Annotated in this window: 15 protein-coding genes and 1 pseudogene; 9 read left to right on the top strand and 7 right to left on the bottom strand. The window is 56.6% G+C overall.

The genetic code is table 11. The annotated features are described in order from the left end of the window. Window positions 1-34: 34 nt before the first annotated feature. Together MXA07_RS05935 and MXA07_RS18280 are read right to left on the bottom strand one after the other, a co-directional pair. Window positions 35-655: a protein kinase family protein gene (locus MXA07_RS05935; protein WP_247731126.1), complete on the bottom strand. Its 621-nt coding sequence runs from the start codon at window positions 653-655 to the stop codon at window positions 35-37. Between the two features lie 1,009 nt (window positions 656-1,664). Further along, window positions 1,665-1,892 (bottom strand): site-specific integrase, encoded by a 228-nt coding sequence (locus MXA07_RS18280; protein WP_425492196.1) that lies wholly within the window; start codon window positions 1,890-1,892, stop codon window positions 1,665-1,667. A 128-nt stretch (window positions 1,893-2,020) separates the two neighbouring features. On the opposite strand from MXA07_RS18280, the gene MXA07_RS05930 reads away from it, so the two are divergent. Both MXA07_RS05930 and MXA07_RS05925 read left to right on the top strand, forming a co-directional pair. After that, a complete protein-coding gene (locus MXA07_RS05930; RefSeq protein WP_247731125.1) occupies window positions 2,021-2,266 on the top strand; it encodes a hypothetical protein in 246 nt (81 codons plus the stop codon). A gap of 12 nt (window positions 2,267-2,278) precedes the next feature. Then, a complete protein-coding gene (locus tag MXA07_RS05925) occupies window positions 2,279-2,872 on the top strand; it encodes a hypothetical protein (RefSeq protein WP_247731124.1) in 594 nt (197 codons plus the stop codon). Window positions 2,873-2,889: 17 nt separating this feature from the next. Here MXA07_RS05925 and MXA07_RS05920 read toward each other — a convergent pair whose 3' ends face one another. After that, a complete protein-coding gene (locus MXA07_RS05920; RefSeq protein WP_247731123.1) occupies window positions 2,890-3,645 on the bottom strand; it encodes a hypothetical protein in 756 nt (251 codons plus the stop codon). A 213-nt stretch (window positions 3,646-3,858) separates the two neighbouring features. Here MXA07_RS05920 and MXA07_RS05915 point away from each other — a divergent pair, with 213 nt between their 5' ends. Further along, on the top strand, window positions 3,859-4,011 hold the full coding sequence (locus tag MXA07_RS05915; RefSeq protein ID WP_247731122.1) for a hypothetical protein: 153 nt from the start codon (window positions 3,859-3,861) through the stop codon (window positions 4,009-4,011). 431 nt (window positions 4,012-4,442) lie between these two features. Here the strand turns inward: MXA07_RS05915 and MXA07_RS05910 are convergent, their stop codons facing one another. Further along, entirely contained in the window at window positions 4,443-4,868 is a 426-nt protein-coding gene (locus MXA07_RS05910; RefSeq protein ID WP_247731121.1) for a helix-turn-helix transcriptional regulator, read from the bottom strand. A gap of 103 nt (window positions 4,869-4,971) precedes the next feature. Here MXA07_RS05910 and MXA07_RS18235 point away from each other — a divergent pair. The 4 genes and pseudogenes from MXA07_RS18235 to MXA07_RS05885 all read left to right on the top strand — a co-directional run. Next, window positions 4,972-5,148: pseudogene (locus MXA07_RS18235) on the top strand (HNH endonuclease); the annotation flags it as partial. Between the two features lie 21 nt (window positions 5,149-5,169). Next, a complete protein-coding gene (locus tag MXA07_RS05900) occupies window positions 5,170-5,373 on the top strand; it encodes a hypothetical protein (RefSeq protein WP_247731784.1) in 204 nt (67 codons plus the stop codon). A gap of 289 nt (window positions 5,374-5,662) precedes the next feature. Beyond that, on the top strand, window positions 5,663-6,322 hold the full coding sequence (locus MXA07_RS05895) for a hypothetical protein (protein ID WP_247731120.1): 660 nt from the start codon (window positions 5,663-5,665) through the stop codon (window positions 6,320-6,322). Between the two features lie 1,280 nt (window positions 6,323-7,602). After that, window positions 7,603-8,592, top strand: a complete 990-nt coding sequence (locus MXA07_RS05885; RefSeq protein WP_247731118.1) for a glycosyltransferase family 4 protein — start codon at window positions 7,603-7,605, stop codon at window positions 8,590-8,592. On the opposite strand, the gene MXA07_RS05880 is transcribed toward MXA07_RS05885, so the two are convergent. Beyond that, entirely contained in the window at window positions 8,508-9,818 is a 1,311-nt protein-coding gene (locus MXA07_RS05880; protein WP_247731117.1) for an ATP-grasp domain-containing protein, read from the bottom strand. The two genes, MXA07_RS05885 and MXA07_RS05880, sit on opposite strands and share 85 nt — an antisense overlap. A 222-nt stretch (window positions 9,819-10,040) precedes the next feature. Here MXA07_RS05880 and MXA07_RS05875 point away from each other — a divergent pair, with 222 nt between their 5' ends. Continuing rightward, window positions 10,041-10,928: a proline dehydrogenase family protein gene (locus MXA07_RS05875; protein ID WP_247731116.1), complete on the top strand. Its 888-nt coding sequence runs from the start codon at window positions 10,041-10,043 to the stop codon at window positions 10,926-10,928. A 50-nt stretch (window positions 10,929-10,978) separates the two neighbouring features. Here the strand turns inward: MXA07_RS05875 and MXA07_RS05870 are convergent, their stop codons facing one another. After that, window positions 10,979-11,995: a GNAT family N-acetyltransferase gene (locus MXA07_RS05870; protein WP_247731115.1), complete on the bottom strand. Its 1,017-nt coding sequence runs from the start codon at window positions 11,993-11,995 to the stop codon at window positions 10,979-10,981. Between the two features lie 1,085 nt (window positions 11,996-13,080). Between MXA07_RS05870 and MXA07_RS05865 the strand changes: the two genes are divergently transcribed. Continuing rightward, complete coding sequence (locus MXA07_RS05865; RefSeq protein ID WP_247731114.1) at window positions 13,081-13,266, top strand: DUF5786 family protein; 186 nt, start codon at window positions 13,081-13,083, stop codon at window positions 13,264-13,266. Window positions 13,267-13,393: 127 nt separating this feature from the next. Here MXA07_RS05865 and MXA07_RS05860 read toward each other — a convergent pair whose 3' ends face one another. Continuing rightward, a complete protein-coding gene (locus tag MXA07_RS05860; RefSeq protein ID WP_247731113.1) occupies window positions 13,394-13,594 on the bottom strand; it encodes a DUF8147 domain-containing protein in 201 nt (66 codons plus the stop codon). Window positions 13,595-13,695 lie beyond the last annotated feature (101 nt).

The following is a 13,695-nucleotide window of genomic DNA, read 5'->3' as shown; positions in this document are numbered from 1 at the left end:
TTTCATCAACGAGCGGTATCGTTAGCAGGGCCGACTAATGGGATTCCCAGAGAGGGTCTTTCACGAGGTCTAATTCAGGCGCTTTATCCTCACTGATGACAACACTCGCTAGATCTCGCAGGACAACTTCACCTTCATATACACCCCAACTCTCAGGAATTTCTATATCTGCCGTCCCAGGCATTTCTCTCTGAGTTGCGATAGAGACCTCATTTATTGATTTGATTTCGTCTACTTTCTGCTCAAACTCATCCATATGTTCGTCACTCAGGTCATCTAAGAAGGGATAGACAACCCATGAGCCAAGTTCAGAATAGCTAATTATGGGTGGTGCCAATCCTTCCTTCGATAGATATTCTGCTGTATATACTGAGCGTATATTCTGGTCAGCGCCTAAATGTTCCAAGGAATAACTCTCAAAGAAATCTGTTCTTCTTCCTGGTATTTTCAAAACTGCTCTATCGGTTCCAGCTATGATGTCGTTCGGAAGTGCGAAGACGTACCGTGTGGTCGCCCCCTGAGAAATCCTCAGGAAGCCTTTCTCTTCTAAGATTCTTCGAACAGTCTCCATTTCGTCGCTTGAAGGGGACCGGCCCAACTTTTGCTCTATAGCAGACAGGATTTTCTTACCGTCATTGGTAATCTGGGGCATCATTCGCCACCAATGATATTATATCCCGATAATCATTTCCTTTAGAAGAGTGTATACAGCTCAACGGCGATGGAAATGGTTGGAGACTCGTTCCTGGTGTCAACTTAAGATGAGAATCAGTTAGTACGAATCCTCATCGAAATACTCTATCTGTCTCACGTTGTTACGACCGACCATAATGGGAATTCCCTCTATGACAGCTCTGTGTGGTGTACAGATATAGAAGACATCGAATCGCTTATCATCAGATTCGAAGATAGCGATTGCTGGCTCCCCTACCTGAGGTACGGTGTCACCGATGGACACATCGTATGTCTGGTCTTTATCGGCACATAGTATTTGATGCGACTTATCCGAGGCTCTCTCTTTACCGCCGCACGCTGTTGTTCGACAAACTTTGCTGTCCCCTCGTAAACCTCCTCAGCTTCCTCAGCATCCTCTGCGTGAGGGATGTGAAAATCAACCATTAGTGACTGGTTAGAAACCAGAACGTATAAGCTTTGGTTGGGGGAGATTGTCTATAAGGGCTCGAAAATTCGAAAATCAGTCGACATCGGGACCATCGCCCAATGGTGAGGTGGTTGAGATGAACGAAGAATCCATTCAGGCGAAGCTTGACGAATACACGAAATAGTATGCAACTACCAGTAAGCGATATACTCACGGGATTCGGCCTCTTGATGAACATCGTCGGAGTGTACTATCTAACGTTGGTGGACCTCTTCACGTCGAAACCAATCCGAATGTGGTGGTTCTACCATCGACATGTCGACCGAGAGAACCCAGAAGACACGGAGCGGGACCCACCTGTTGGTAAAATATCCCCAGTTGGTGGCGGAATGGCGGGTCTTCCAATACCAGACTCTCCAGAGAGTTATGACAATAAGAAACAAATGATGTGGAATCAGTCAATAGCAGCAATCGGTCTAATCGGAGGATTCGTGTTCCAGTTTCTCGGGTTACTGGTCTAGTTAGCGCAGCTGGAAGTGGTCGTACACTCTCTCAGTCGTCGTCACCGACCGATTCGAAGTCGGTTTCGGACATCGACGAGGTGTGTATCCTCGTCGGCCAGCATGTAGTTCGCGAGCGAGTGTCGGAAGGCGTGCGGATGAAGTTCCTCCGTGTCGGCGGGTTCCCCATCTGAACGGTGAACCGTAACGTCGGCGTGGGTCGCGAGATCTCGAACGATGTTCCTCATGCTCTCCGTAGTCATTTGGTCGCTCTGTCGAGACGGGAACACGAACTCGCTATCTCAGTTCTGGTACCTACCTTGATTTGAGGTCGATATAGGGGTGAAAACGAGGTTGAGTTTGGGAGTCTACAAGAAGAAACCCAAACTGACTATTACAATCAGTTCAACTCGTAAGTATGGCAGTAGCTTACGGTGCTGATGACGAAGAAGCAATTGGTAACCTCATAGAGCAGTTAGCACCGAGGGAGTTTGCCCTCAATAAAGCTGAACACGTTGATGTACAAGATACGATGGATGGTGTAGTGGAAACAGAATACGATGTTCATGTTACATTCTTTGAACCAGAGGAACGGCGTGTTGTACGTGTAGAGATCTTACAGAAAGATGAAAGATGGAACGCTGAGAACCTAACTCAGCTCTGAAGCACTGGAGAAATGGTCGCTGAATTAATTATTAGCCTTATACGTGATTTGGGTCTAATTGCTATTGGTGCGGCTGTCCTCACATATATTGCAAGGCACACAGTCAACCAATACTTCGAGAAGCAGCTCAAATCCTATCAGGCCGAACTCAGTCGTGAAGAAGTCAGATTTGCTGAGTTGCACGAAGAAAGAGCGAACGTGATGAAGGACCTCTACGGTAAACTAACTGAATTTGATGAAGATATGCGGATATTGGTTGACCCGATCGTAAGCCGGGGCGAAACTGACCGAGACGAGAAACTGGATATTGCAGCTGAGTCTGTTGAGGAGCTTCGCCGGTATTACTTACGCAATAAAATCTACCTCCCACCTGATGTTTGCGAAACAATGGATGACCTCCTGAAGACATATCGGGACATGTTCCACGAGTTCGCTCTCCTGCGAATACATGATCGGAAGGAGTCTGCGCTTGAGGAAAGGGAACGGACGGAGAAGTGGCTAGAGAACTGGGAAGATTTAACGACCGATGAAGTCCCCGAGCTAAAGTTGAAGTTAGAAACTCAGTTCCGAGACCTTCTCGGTGTCGATATTGAAGATTCTGATTAATACTCCTAATCACCGGGTTAGGTGTTGGCCACCGCTCCCCTCAACTCCCGATGGAATGCCTCAAAATCCTTGTATATTTCCAACTCGGTTTCTCCATCGATATTCTCAGTCACGGCCTCCACAAGTCCTAAATTCGCCCATTTCGCTTCTATAAGGAGCATATCGCAGTCTGAGAGGATTGCTTGTGTACAAACAAGCATATCCGCAACATCATTCTCCTTGACCGCCTCGTTCGGGTCCATCATCAAAACTCGGTGAAAGTATATCTCCTTCTTTACGTACTCGACAATGTCGACCTCGTGTTCGTGGAGGACATATTGGTCACCACGACGTTTTAGATAATCCTCGAATGCCACCCCCTTCAGATTATCATGGCCCCATTCCTCGATGAGGTCTCGTGTCTGTTCCATCCCTACGAAGTATTCGTCTGTTGCACTCCAAGTCGAGTCCCGAAACGCCTGTTGGAGGATGTCTATCAATGGTAAATCGCTAATCTCCCTTCTAACGGTGGCTCGATATTCGTCATCCGGTACGATGTCGAGAAAATAGTCACTGACGTAGAATTCGTGCCCTTTTTCAGGAGTGGGTGGCAGGACTTTGTCCGCTATCGCTACGATAATCTTCGTCATCAAGTCCTGTTCTTTGGCCTTGACGAGGTCAATGAAATTGCCCGTGCTGAAATACACTTGCACATCGTCAGATGATGCAGTCTCATAGAACGATTTGAACCGGTCTGGGTCTTGTTTTAGAGAAATCCAGTAGTTTGTATCCATTACAACACGCTTCATTGTGAACTCCTTTCGGTGTTAACCAGTTATAAAAGCCAATATCCCGTACTGAATAGACAACTCAAGCTGATTCAGTAGATTTAACAACGGGCAGAATTCTATACATATGAGCAGTGATAGTGTATTTGGCGTGATTACGGCGTAACGGGAAACAATATACTTCTCACCTTTATTTCCTACTCCTCCGCATCGCTTGGTATGGCCGAAAAAGAGAGCGAGATTGACCACCTCGAAGAATCCAACGACAGATATGAGTGGTTCGTAGCCACCTCCACGGAACACGACATTTCGAATTTGTGTGTGGGATTGATAAGGTGTATTATAGGCGTTTCGTATATTCTGAAATATTAGGTATGTTCGACATGCAACGTCTCACATCAAACCAAACCACCCTTTTAGCGCTCATAGCCGACAGGAAATAGAGTTTGGTTCGACGTCAAGTCGGATCATGCGGTATTATACGACACTACTCAGAATCGTCTTCCGTAAGAATCGAGTGGTGTCACTGGATAGCGTCTCTCGGCACTTCGGGCTTTCTCTGGCTATCCTCAAACGCATCATCTCCGAGCAACTGTCGGGCTGCTTTCTCCGACACCTCCTCTTCATTGTAATGTTTCGAGGAATTCCGTACGGTCGCTATCGTCCATACATTCACAGATTTGGTTGATAGCAATAGGTCTCCAGTGATAAGAGACGGAAAACAAATCCGTCTGAAAACTGACTTTGGTCGAGCAGGTTCCCTGTGTATAATAATATTTATATAATGGTCTCAATGACTTTGCTCAACGCATTCGCCGTCCTGCCTTGATATGGGACAGGTATTGTTGGACTGTGCTCTTGGAGACTGACATCACTTCAGCAATTTCTTCATCCGATTTCTCATGTACTACGGCCAGATAGGCCATAATTGGTGCTTTTCCGCTACTAGCAACTTCAATGGGAATTCCAGAACTCGGTGCTTTAAAGGGTCCTAAATTAGTTTGGAGTTCTTTAAAGATAGTTGCGAGAGTCTTTGAGCTTCTACCGTTCCCAGGGGTAAAATAAAACCTTTCGCCAGTCTCTGTAACTTTGCAAGGAACTGCATTTTCCGTGATTGTAGGAGTATCCCCCTTGAACCGCTCCATACGAATATCTTTTACAATTTGTATAGATATATCCTCTGTTTGGTTGCAGGTATTTCTTTTAAGTATTGCACCGTCTCCTGACATAGAGCGCGAGAGTAAGAGGGCGACAGGACCGCTTGACGATGAATTGGAGAAGTAGCTGTCCTGCGATGAGTGGCCACACTCTCGTGCTCAAACCACAAAAACCATGAAAGGATGTCAAACTGGAGACCTCGTGACGGCGATCCGAGAACGGGACCAAAATCAATGCATGAACTGTGGGAGAGAAGATGAAGTGAAGCTGGATACGCACCATATCGTCCCTCGTTGCAATGGAGGGTCGAACCGGTTCAGCAACTTGATTACCCTGTGCAGACAGTGCCATAATGCGGCTCATGGTGATGCAATGGCTCCCCGTGTGCGTTTTTACTCCCTTGGTAAGATGGAACCCGAGGAGTTTGAGGTATACCGGGAGTTCCAGAAGATGATTGATGTAACCCGGTTCGACGAAGATGAGGGGTGTTGGTATATCCCGTTGGCGGATGCGATTGGGCTAGTTGATGAAGCGAAAAGGAAGACAGTACCCGACTCAGCTCTGATTAAAATATAGATTGACCTCTATTCTGCTGTCTACGATGGTTCCTATTAGCGTCACATTTGGTACTAACAAAGACGGTCCTTGAGCCACCGAATTAGTGACCATCGCCAAAAACTAACCCGATTCGACTGCATATCTGGGGTCCTCTGTCTCACCCATAGTTATCAAGGAACCGTTCACATTTCATGAACAAATGTGCTCGGCTGTCGTCGGTCTTTCTCTGTGTCAAGGCCTGCGGAAGATGATTGATACTCCTCGATAGAGCAAGAACATTAATCATTAACGAGTGTCAGGATAGGTGATGGACCGACGTGCATTCCTGGCTGCAGCGATCTCAACGGTCTCGATAGGACTTGCTGGGTGTTCAGGAGTCCTCGAATCCGTTACGGGTGGTGGTACGAACGAGTTCGGAGATCCCGTTGAATATCGGGGAATCGAGATTACACCAATGCATTGGTTCACGGCGGGAAAAGTTGGTTGGGATACTAGTCACACGGTTCTGGAAACTACAGCCCAATCAGGGGCGACTCTACTGTTATTCGGAGTTGAGGTCGCTCACGTAGGAGAGAACGAGCGTCAGTTTCCTTCCAGAGCGAGTGGGTACGGACATGGGACTGGCGATATCCGAGTCATGCATAACGGTGAAGAAACCTCACACCCTCGCCCGATGACGGCTGCGGAATCTCTCAAAGTAGGTGGTAAGAGTTTAACTCATTATGAGAAAGCGTGGCGACAAGAAGCTATGAGCTCTGTATACTCGGGAGTTAAGATATCTGGATGGCTGGTGAACGAACTATCCGCTAACTTCGAACCTGTTGATGTGGAACTCGTGATTGAATGGGGTGCAAAATCCTCAGTCGAGAATGAGGATTTGAAAGAACACTCGTGGGTCCTCACCGAGGACACAGAAACTACTGTAGAAGAAGCAGCCGGGGTTGAGGCAAATTCCGTCGCATTCTGATAGGTCAAAGCCACAATTCGAACCGATATCGGTAGATTATGTTTCTACGTTCGAATCTGTGCGTTTGTGGGCGAAAACACGTTTGTCTATGCGGATCCGTTCACGCGAATGGTGGCGGTAGATTTTCACCCACTTCGATCTCTCGAACAACAGCGTGAGCGCGGCGCGTAGCGCCGCGTCAACGTGAGCGGCGAAGCCGCGAATGAGCCGTGGGAGTCGAGAACGCCGCGAGAGCAAGCTCTCGCGAGCATCGCAGAAGTTTCGCTTCTGCTCAACGCCAGGGACTTTTACAGTGGTAGCGACGATCTGATTACTTGCAGTATAATCTAAACAATCCTGTCAGAGGCTTACCGAAAGAGGAGGTCGACCATCCCGCTGACTTCTACGAGTGAACAGGACGAACGCGGAAGGCACCCCACGAAATCGTACCTCGCGCTCGTCTACTCCCGCTTCGCGTGCGCCTTCCAGCAATCTGCGAAGTCAGAGAGGTTCATCGCGGCCGCGCAATGTGGACAGCAGAACCGTACCGAGCGCGCGTACCGCGCCGAGAGCACCGACGGCGGTTCGACCGCTACGCGGAAGAGCGCAGACGGTGCCACGTCACGGTCACACCGATAACACTCTCGCGGACGAGTCGAATCGCCAGCCCCGGCGCGCGATCGCTCGACGGATTTCATCCGAGATCCCTCCGCTTCGATCGGACAGACCGATCGGTGGACCTCGGCCCCCAATCCCCGAAAACGAAAGTGGACGGCGGATAGCGATTCGACTCTCGGTACCGAATGCGTGCGAGACCTTTTTGTCTCGGCGGTGTGTTCCGTAACATGGCTGCCAGAACCCTCGTGAGGGTTTGGAAGCCAAGCGTCTCGGGTGCGCCCACACCCGGGACATTTCTAGGAGCGCAGTCCCCTGCGACGAGTGGAGACGCTGGCTTCCAGCGACGGCTACGAAATACAGCGTATTATAATTACCGAACAGGTTGGCGTATTATCTATTACAGCAAGGCCATCGATGTATCCGGATCGGGAGAAGATCGTCGCGTCAACAACCTGGGACCGTTCGGGTTTCGGGTGCCGCCGTTTCAGTAGTCTCGGCCTGCGGATTGCCGAGGCACCACCGTCCGCGCCGTCACGGAACTGGATCGAACGATCAGTGTTTGCTACCGGCAGCAGAAGGATGAACGGAGACGGGGCGACCGCCGGGAGAAGGAATACACCCACCGACAGTTCCGTTACGTGATCGCTACTAATGGCCTCGACGACCGTTTGCCCGCCCAGTATATGACGTCTCACTCCTCGCTCGCGTCGCGACAGTCGGCCCGCGAACCCATCTCGGTGCTCAATCTCGTTCCGAACCCGGCGACCGGGTTTTTCCGGACGCAGGTCGAGTCGCTGCGAGGCGTCGGCGTCCGAAGCGACGTCCTGTCGGTCTTCGACGAAGCCAACTGTGCGGATCCGGAGACCTATCGGTCGCCGGTGAACTACGCGCGATTCGTTCCCGAGGTGCGGCGAACGCTCCGTTCCGACCACGACCTCGTCCACGCCAACTTCGGGTTGACCGCGCCGCACGCGCTCGCCCAGCGCCGGGTCCCCGTCGTGCTGTCCCTGTGGGGAACCGACGTCTACGGCTCGTTCGGCCGGGTGAGCGAGGTGTGTGCGACGTTTTGCGACGCGGTCATCGTCGTCTCCGAGGCGATGGGCGAGCGACTCGGGTGCGAGTACACCGTCGTCCCCCACGGCGTGGACCTCGATCTATTTCGCCCCGAACCGCGACCCGCTGCCGCGGAGCGTCTCGGCTGGGACCCCGACGCCGCTCACGTCCTCTTCCCGGGAAGTACGAACCGACCGGAGAAGGATTTCCCGCGGGCGGAGCGCGTCGTTCGGGCCGCGCGCGAGCGCCTCGACGCGCCGATCCGGATCCACACCCCCGACGGTGCCGTTCCGCACGACGAGATGCCGACCTGGATGAACGCGTCGGACGTGCTCCTGCTCACCTCGCGGTACGAAGGCTCGCCGAACGTGGTCAAAGAGGCGATGGCCTGTAACGTCCCCGTCGTTTCCACGGACGTCGGCGACGTGGCGGAGCGACTCGACGGCGTCACGCCGTCGACCGTTTGCGGGGCCGACGACGAACTGGTCGACGCGCTCGTGAAGACGCTCCGCGCGGACGAGCGGTCAAACGGCCGTCAGGTCGTCTCGGACCTGCGGATCGGGCGGACGGCCGAGCGGATCCGCTCGGTGTACGACGCGGTGCTGGCCGACGCCCGGTGATCCCCGGCCGCTGGGGATGCTGACCGGGCGCACGCTCGCTGCGCCGACCGGCAGAGCCGCGGACGAACCGAGCCGAGGGAACCCAGAAGATCGCTCGGCGGGGTCAGCCACGCCGAGAGGTCGCTCGGGTCGACCGACCAGGCCGCCTCCGGTCGCACCAGCGTCGCGATGCTCCGACGGACGTCGGTCGCCTCGGGGTTGCGCGCGCAGTAGTTGAGTTCCCGGAGCGGGTAGACGAGTTCGTCGGGCCCGTTCACGCGCTCGGGCTCGCCGTTGACGTCGAGCCCGAGCGCGTCGGCGACCATCGTCGACGCAAACCGGTAGCCGTTCCGGCTCGCCAGTGCGTACGAGGCCCACAACTTCGGGTTGATCTCCAGGAGCGCGTACGAGCCGTCGGCCCGCCGCACGCACTCGACCAGCGCGACGCCCGTCTCCCAGTCGAAGGCTTCGAGCAGTTCGACGGCGGTCGATTCGAACTCGGCGTCGCGGTGGACCCGGAGGTGCGTCCCGCTTCCGCCTCGGCGGGGGACCGAGCGGAGTTCCTCGTGCCCGAACGTCAGTTCGACTTCGCCGTCGAGAATCAGGACCCCACAGCCGAACGTCGAAGAAGAGTCGCCGATACACTCCTGGACGATCACCTCGCCGTTCGGCGCCTGCCGAGCGATTCGATCGTAGGCCGCCCAGAACGCCGCCGGCCGGTCGACCCGCGCCGTGGTGGTGTCTCCGGTTTCGTGACGCGCCTTGATGAAGCACGGAAACGGGAGCGCCGAGAGGCCGTCTCGCGGGCGACCCGTCGCGTCGAGTTCGGAGACGACGTCGGTGTACTCCGCCGGAACGTCGAACCCGACCGCGCGCCCTCGTTCCCGGGTCGCGGCCTTGTCCGCAGCGGTCCGGAGTGACGACGCCGACGGGAGCGACGTCGAAACGGCGTCCGGAATCGCGGTGCGAATCTCTGCGATCGCAATCGTCGATCGATAGCCGACGGGAAGGACGAAGTCCGGACCGTGGCGTTCGAGCGCGTCCAGTACCGCGGTCCCGTACGATTGGTCCGACACCGGCGGGAGCGTAACTCTCTCGTCACAGTACCGCGAGCGAAGCAGTCGACTGAACGGCATCGTTCCGGCTCCGATGACCGTCGCGTCGAGCGCCTCGGAGAGTTCGGCGGCAATCGTGAGACTGTTGTCGGCGTCACCGTCGAGGAGGAGAACGCGCGGAGACGTGCTCATCAGTACCGTCCCTTGTCGAGACGTCAACAATGGTATCCGGTCGCTAGTCCGTCGTGTGTCCCGGTGCCACACGGTAGCCGCCCGATACGGAACCCCGCCGCGACCGGCGCTCGTCCCACCCTCCCGACCGGTCGGAACGGGCCGAGCCGAGCCCCGTCCATCGGCCGGTCCGCTCATCGAAACGGGGTCCTAGCTATAGGCCACGGAACCGTCCGTGAGGGCATGATTCCGCCCCTGGCGAGTCGATTCGTCGCCGGAGAGTCGATCCCGGCTGCGGTCGCCCACGTGGAGCGGCTGAACGACGCCGGGATCGCCGCCGCGGTGAACAACCTGGGCTCCCACGTCGAAGCGTACGAACGGGCGGCGGACGCCACCCGGACGTATCAGACGTTGGCAACGACACTCGCCGATGACGATCTGGCGGCGAGCATCGCCGTCAAACCGACGCAACTGGGACTCGACCTCGGCGAGGACGCGTTCAGGGAGTCGATCAGGACCATCGTGACAACGGCCGACCGCAAGAACGTAGACGTGTGGATCGACATGGAGGAGCCGGAGACGGTGGATGCAACGCTGGATGCCTTCGAGTCACTGTCCGAAACGTTCGGCGACAGCGTGGGCGTCTGCCTGCAGGCCGATCTGCACCGGACCCCCGACGATCTCGAACGGATCGCCGGCCGGTCGGGAAAACTCAGGCTCGTCAAAGGCGGCGCGTACGACGTGGGTCCCGGTCGGGCGTACCAGGATCGGTCGCGGATCGATAGTGCCTACCGCGAACTGCTCGAGAGCGCGTTCGAGATGGTCGATAACGGCCTCGCCGTAGCCACGCACGATCCGGAGATGATCGACCACGCGACCGCGCTGCACGATAGATGCGGCACGGACTTCGAGATACAGATGCTAATGGGCGTGCGAACGAAAGCGCAATCCGAGCTCGCCGATGCGTACACCGTCACCCAGTACGTCCCCTACGGCGAGCAGTGGCAGCGGTGGTTCCTCAACCGGGCGCGCAGCAACCTCCGGTTCGCCACCCGCGCGGTCGGCGGCGCGATCGTCGACGCGGCCTCGGGAGTCGTAGCCGGGAGTAACGACCGCCACACCCGGTCATAAGAGGCGGGTACCAGCCTGGGACGGAGAGCTCGCGCTTCCAGGAGTCTCGCTCACTGGAGGTACCGTCGGTAGATCGACCGCCCCGCTCGCAACGCCGAAAGCGCGGGGGCCGGTCGGCCTCGCTCCCAGACGAGTAACGGGATCGCGTTCGCCCCGAACTGGGATTTGAACCGGTAGACGCCAGTTCGGAAGTCGGGAGCCGAGCCGCGCAACTCGTAGGTCTCGTAGCCTTCGTCGATTCCCCACTTGATTGCGTGTTCGTGGAGCAGCGCGGGCGCGTGGAATTCGAAGTGGTCCTCGGTGACGGCGGTGAACAGGTGTTGCAGCGTCGATTGCTCCTCGTCGAGGAGGTACAGGTACGATCCGGCGTGGGCCCCGTCGACCCGCAACGAGAATAGTTCGATTCGGCCCTCCAGCGAAGCGAGTTCGAGAACGAACGGTCGCGGGAGCGTCGGCATGCCGACGCGGTCCATCACCCGGACGTAGTCGTCGTAGAACTCGGCGAGGGACTCCTCGGTGATCGGTTCGGAGACGACCTCGACGGACTGATCGTTACCGCGACGGATGTCTCGCCGCCGCTCGCCGTCCATATCCGCGAATAGCGCGTCCCACCCCCGCGTCAGGTCGAGCGTGAAACGACAGGAGAGCACCGTCACCTCGTATCCCCGTTCGCTGAGGACGTCCTGATAGCCGACGTACGACTGGTCGTAGGTCCGGAAGGCGTTGAAGAGGATACGCCCGCTACACAGGTCCGCGAGTTCGTCCAGAAGCAGTTCGAGAGCCGCCGCCTCGTCGGTCATGGCGATAGGGCCGCCGTAGCCCGGTTTGATGGACGTCAATTGCGAAACGGGCCCCAACTCGGTGACGAAGTTCGGGAGTACCGCCACGGGATTATCCTTCTTCGAGACGAGGAGGTGTCTCGGGTCCCGTCCGGTTCCCCGCTCGACGGCCCGGAGCCAGCCGTACCGGTGGTAGGCGCAGCCGTGTTCGGACTGCTCGACGACGTTATTCCACTGGTTCTCGTTTACCGACTCGATGCTGTCGAGCCGGCGTACCTCGAGACTCATGTCCGTTGAACGTCGTGTCGGACGCCACGCTCCGTTGTAAGTAGGATGCTCGTACCCCCAGCGCCGTCCGTCAGGCCGCCAACTGTATCGACCCGGTCGGGAATGACGCGACCGCCTGTACGAGCGACACGGCTCCGGATTCGCGACGATAGAAACGGGGCGGCCGCACTGATCGAGCGCGGAACGATTCACCCGGACTCCTGGAAGCGTTTGCACCCGCAGGAACAGGACGCCGTTCCGATCGGGCGAATTCGTCCATCCAGGAGCTCTTTCGCTGCGTATACCGAGCCGCAGCGTTCACACACGCCCACAACTCGCTTGTGGTCGCGCAAGGCAATCACCCCGACGGGGCAAGGGGCCGGCCACAGTATAAATCCCATGTAACGTATATCAATAATTCATGCGATAGATACTGTTCACGTATCACGGACACCCGACACGAGGGATGACCAGAGCAGGGTCGATTACGCCGAGCCGGGTCGTCGAGTGCGACCGTCTCTCCGATCCGACGGCTCAATGCCGCGTGTACTCGTGAGTCACCAGCTTCGGAGTGAACGACGTGACCGGGTTTCGATATCGGCTCAACATGGTGCTGAAACGCGGTTGTCACTGGGACGCCACCGACGACGGTTTCGAGAGCGGTTATCGGGGAGTGGTGTAGCTGGGCCCCTTTCGGTCCGTTCTGCGGCCGAAACCGGCGTGCCGATTCGGTTATTGATGGTTTCATCGAACAACTCGCCGGGCCCGTCATGCTCCGCGAGGAGAGAACTCGGTCCCGCCACAGGAGACACAGCCGCTCCGGCCGCCGATCGGTTTTGACCGTTGTTCGGCAGGTCGACAGCCGCGTAGACCGCCCCGCACTCCTCGCACGTCGCGACGACGCGTCCTTCGTTTGCTATCTCCCTTGAGCTTCCAACGTGCGGAAATGAATAGATAAAGAGTGCAACAGGGGCACGAGCCCCCGCGATCCCGTCGGAACAACAGCGTGGACGCCGAAAACGGTCACGGAGGACGGAGTAGGCGCCGAGGAGTCGCCCGTTCGAGCGGCCGACGAGGATAAATACGAGCCTCGCCTCGACGGTGCTATGGGCTGGGGCCGATACGACGAGTCACTCCACCAGGAGGACGTCGGTGACGAATCCGACGCGGACGATATCGTGGACGTACACGAGAACGACCACGCGGGCACCGTCAGTGACGAGACCGAGAGTTCGACCGACGAGCTGCTCGGCCAGTTGCAGCGCATCAAAGAGACCGGGGAATCCGAATAGTCCGACCCTCAAATCGAGCGCGAATCGCGGTCGGCAGCCCGGCGAAACCGCTCGCTTTGTCGCGATCACCACGGGGGCGCGTGACACATCGTCGACGCACGTCGTCGAGTACTCCCTCAGCGGGTGGTCACCGGGTGAGCCGTCGGTGGGCCGCGATCGTGGCGATCACGCCGGCGAGGAGCCCGGCCGGGAGGCCCACCAGTGCGGACGGCCAGATGTGCGGGTCGAGTGCGGCCGTCACGGCCACGGCGACGGTTGCGAACGCCACGATTCCAACGCTGATAGCCCCGGCGACGTCGAGCAACCGTGGGCGAGACCGTCGCGCCATTCGATGTCCCATACGAGTCGGTGGCGGCGGACGCAGATACCGGTCCGCGTGACTCTTTCGTCGCGGGAATACGCCCACAGTTTATCAGCGGGCGCTGGGCG

This window comes from Halovivax limisalsi, assembly GCF_023093535.1.
GTDB lineage: Archaea > Halobacteriota > Halobacteria > Halobacteriales > Natrialbaceae > Halovivax > Halovivax limisalsi.
This window is presented reverse-complemented; position numbering and strand designations above follow the sequence as displayed.

Excerpts from the sequence above, each read along its gene's own strand:
- MXA07_RS05935 (WP_247731126.1), bottom strand. The coding sequence starts at position 655 with ATGATGCCCCAGATTACCAATGACGGTAAGAAAATCCTGTCTGCTATA.
- MXA07_RS05930 (WP_247731125.1), top strand. The coding sequence starts at position 2,021 with ATGGCAGTAGCTTACGGTGCTGATGACGAAGAAGCAATTGGTAACCTC.
- MXA07_RS05925 (WP_247731124.1), top strand. The coding sequence starts at position 2,279 with ATGGTCGCTGAATTAATTATTAGCCTTATACGTGATTTGGGTCTAATT.
- MXA07_RS05920 (WP_247731123.1), bottom strand. The coding sequence starts at position 3,645 with ATGGATACAAACTACTGGATTTCTCTAAAACAAGACCCAGACCGGTTC.
- MXA07_RS05915 (WP_247731122.1), top strand. The coding sequence starts at position 3,859 with ATGGCCGAAAAAGAGAGCGAGATTGACCACCTCGAAGAATCCAACGAC.
- MXA07_RS05910 (WP_247731121.1), bottom strand. The coding sequence starts at position 4,868 with ATGTCAGGAGACGGTGCAATACTTAAAAGAAATACCTGCAACCAAACA.
- MXA07_RS05900 (WP_247731784.1), top strand. The coding sequence starts at position 5,170 with ATGGCTCCCCGTGTGCGTTTTTACTCCCTTGGTAAGATGGAACCCGAG.
- MXA07_RS05895 (WP_247731120.1), top strand. The coding sequence starts at position 5,663 with ATGGACCGACGTGCATTCCTGGCTGCAGCGATCTCAACGGTCTCGATA.
- MXA07_RS05885 (WP_247731118.1), top strand. The coding sequence starts at position 7,603 with ATGACGTCTCACTCCTCGCTCGCGTCGCGACAGTCGGCCCGCGAACCC.
- MXA07_RS05880 (WP_247731117.1), bottom strand. The coding sequence starts at position 9,818 with ATGAGCACGTCTCCGCGCGTTCTCCTCCTCGACGGTGACGCCGACAAC.
- MXA07_RS05875 (WP_247731116.1), top strand. The coding sequence starts at position 10,041 with ATGATTCCGCCCCTGGCGAGTCGATTCGTCGCCGGAGAGTCGATCCCG.
- MXA07_RS05870 (WP_247731115.1), bottom strand. The coding sequence starts at position 11,995 with ATGAGTCTCGAGGTACGCCGGCTCGACAGCATCGAGTCGGTAAACGAG.
- MXA07_RS05865 (WP_247731114.1), top strand. The coding sequence starts at position 13,081 with ATGGGCTGGGGCCGATACGACGAGTCACTCCACCAGGAGGACGTCGGT.
- MXA07_RS05860 (WP_247731113.1), bottom strand. The coding sequence starts at position 13,594 with ATGGCGCGACGGTCTCGCCCACGGTTGCTCGACGTCGCCGGGGCTATC.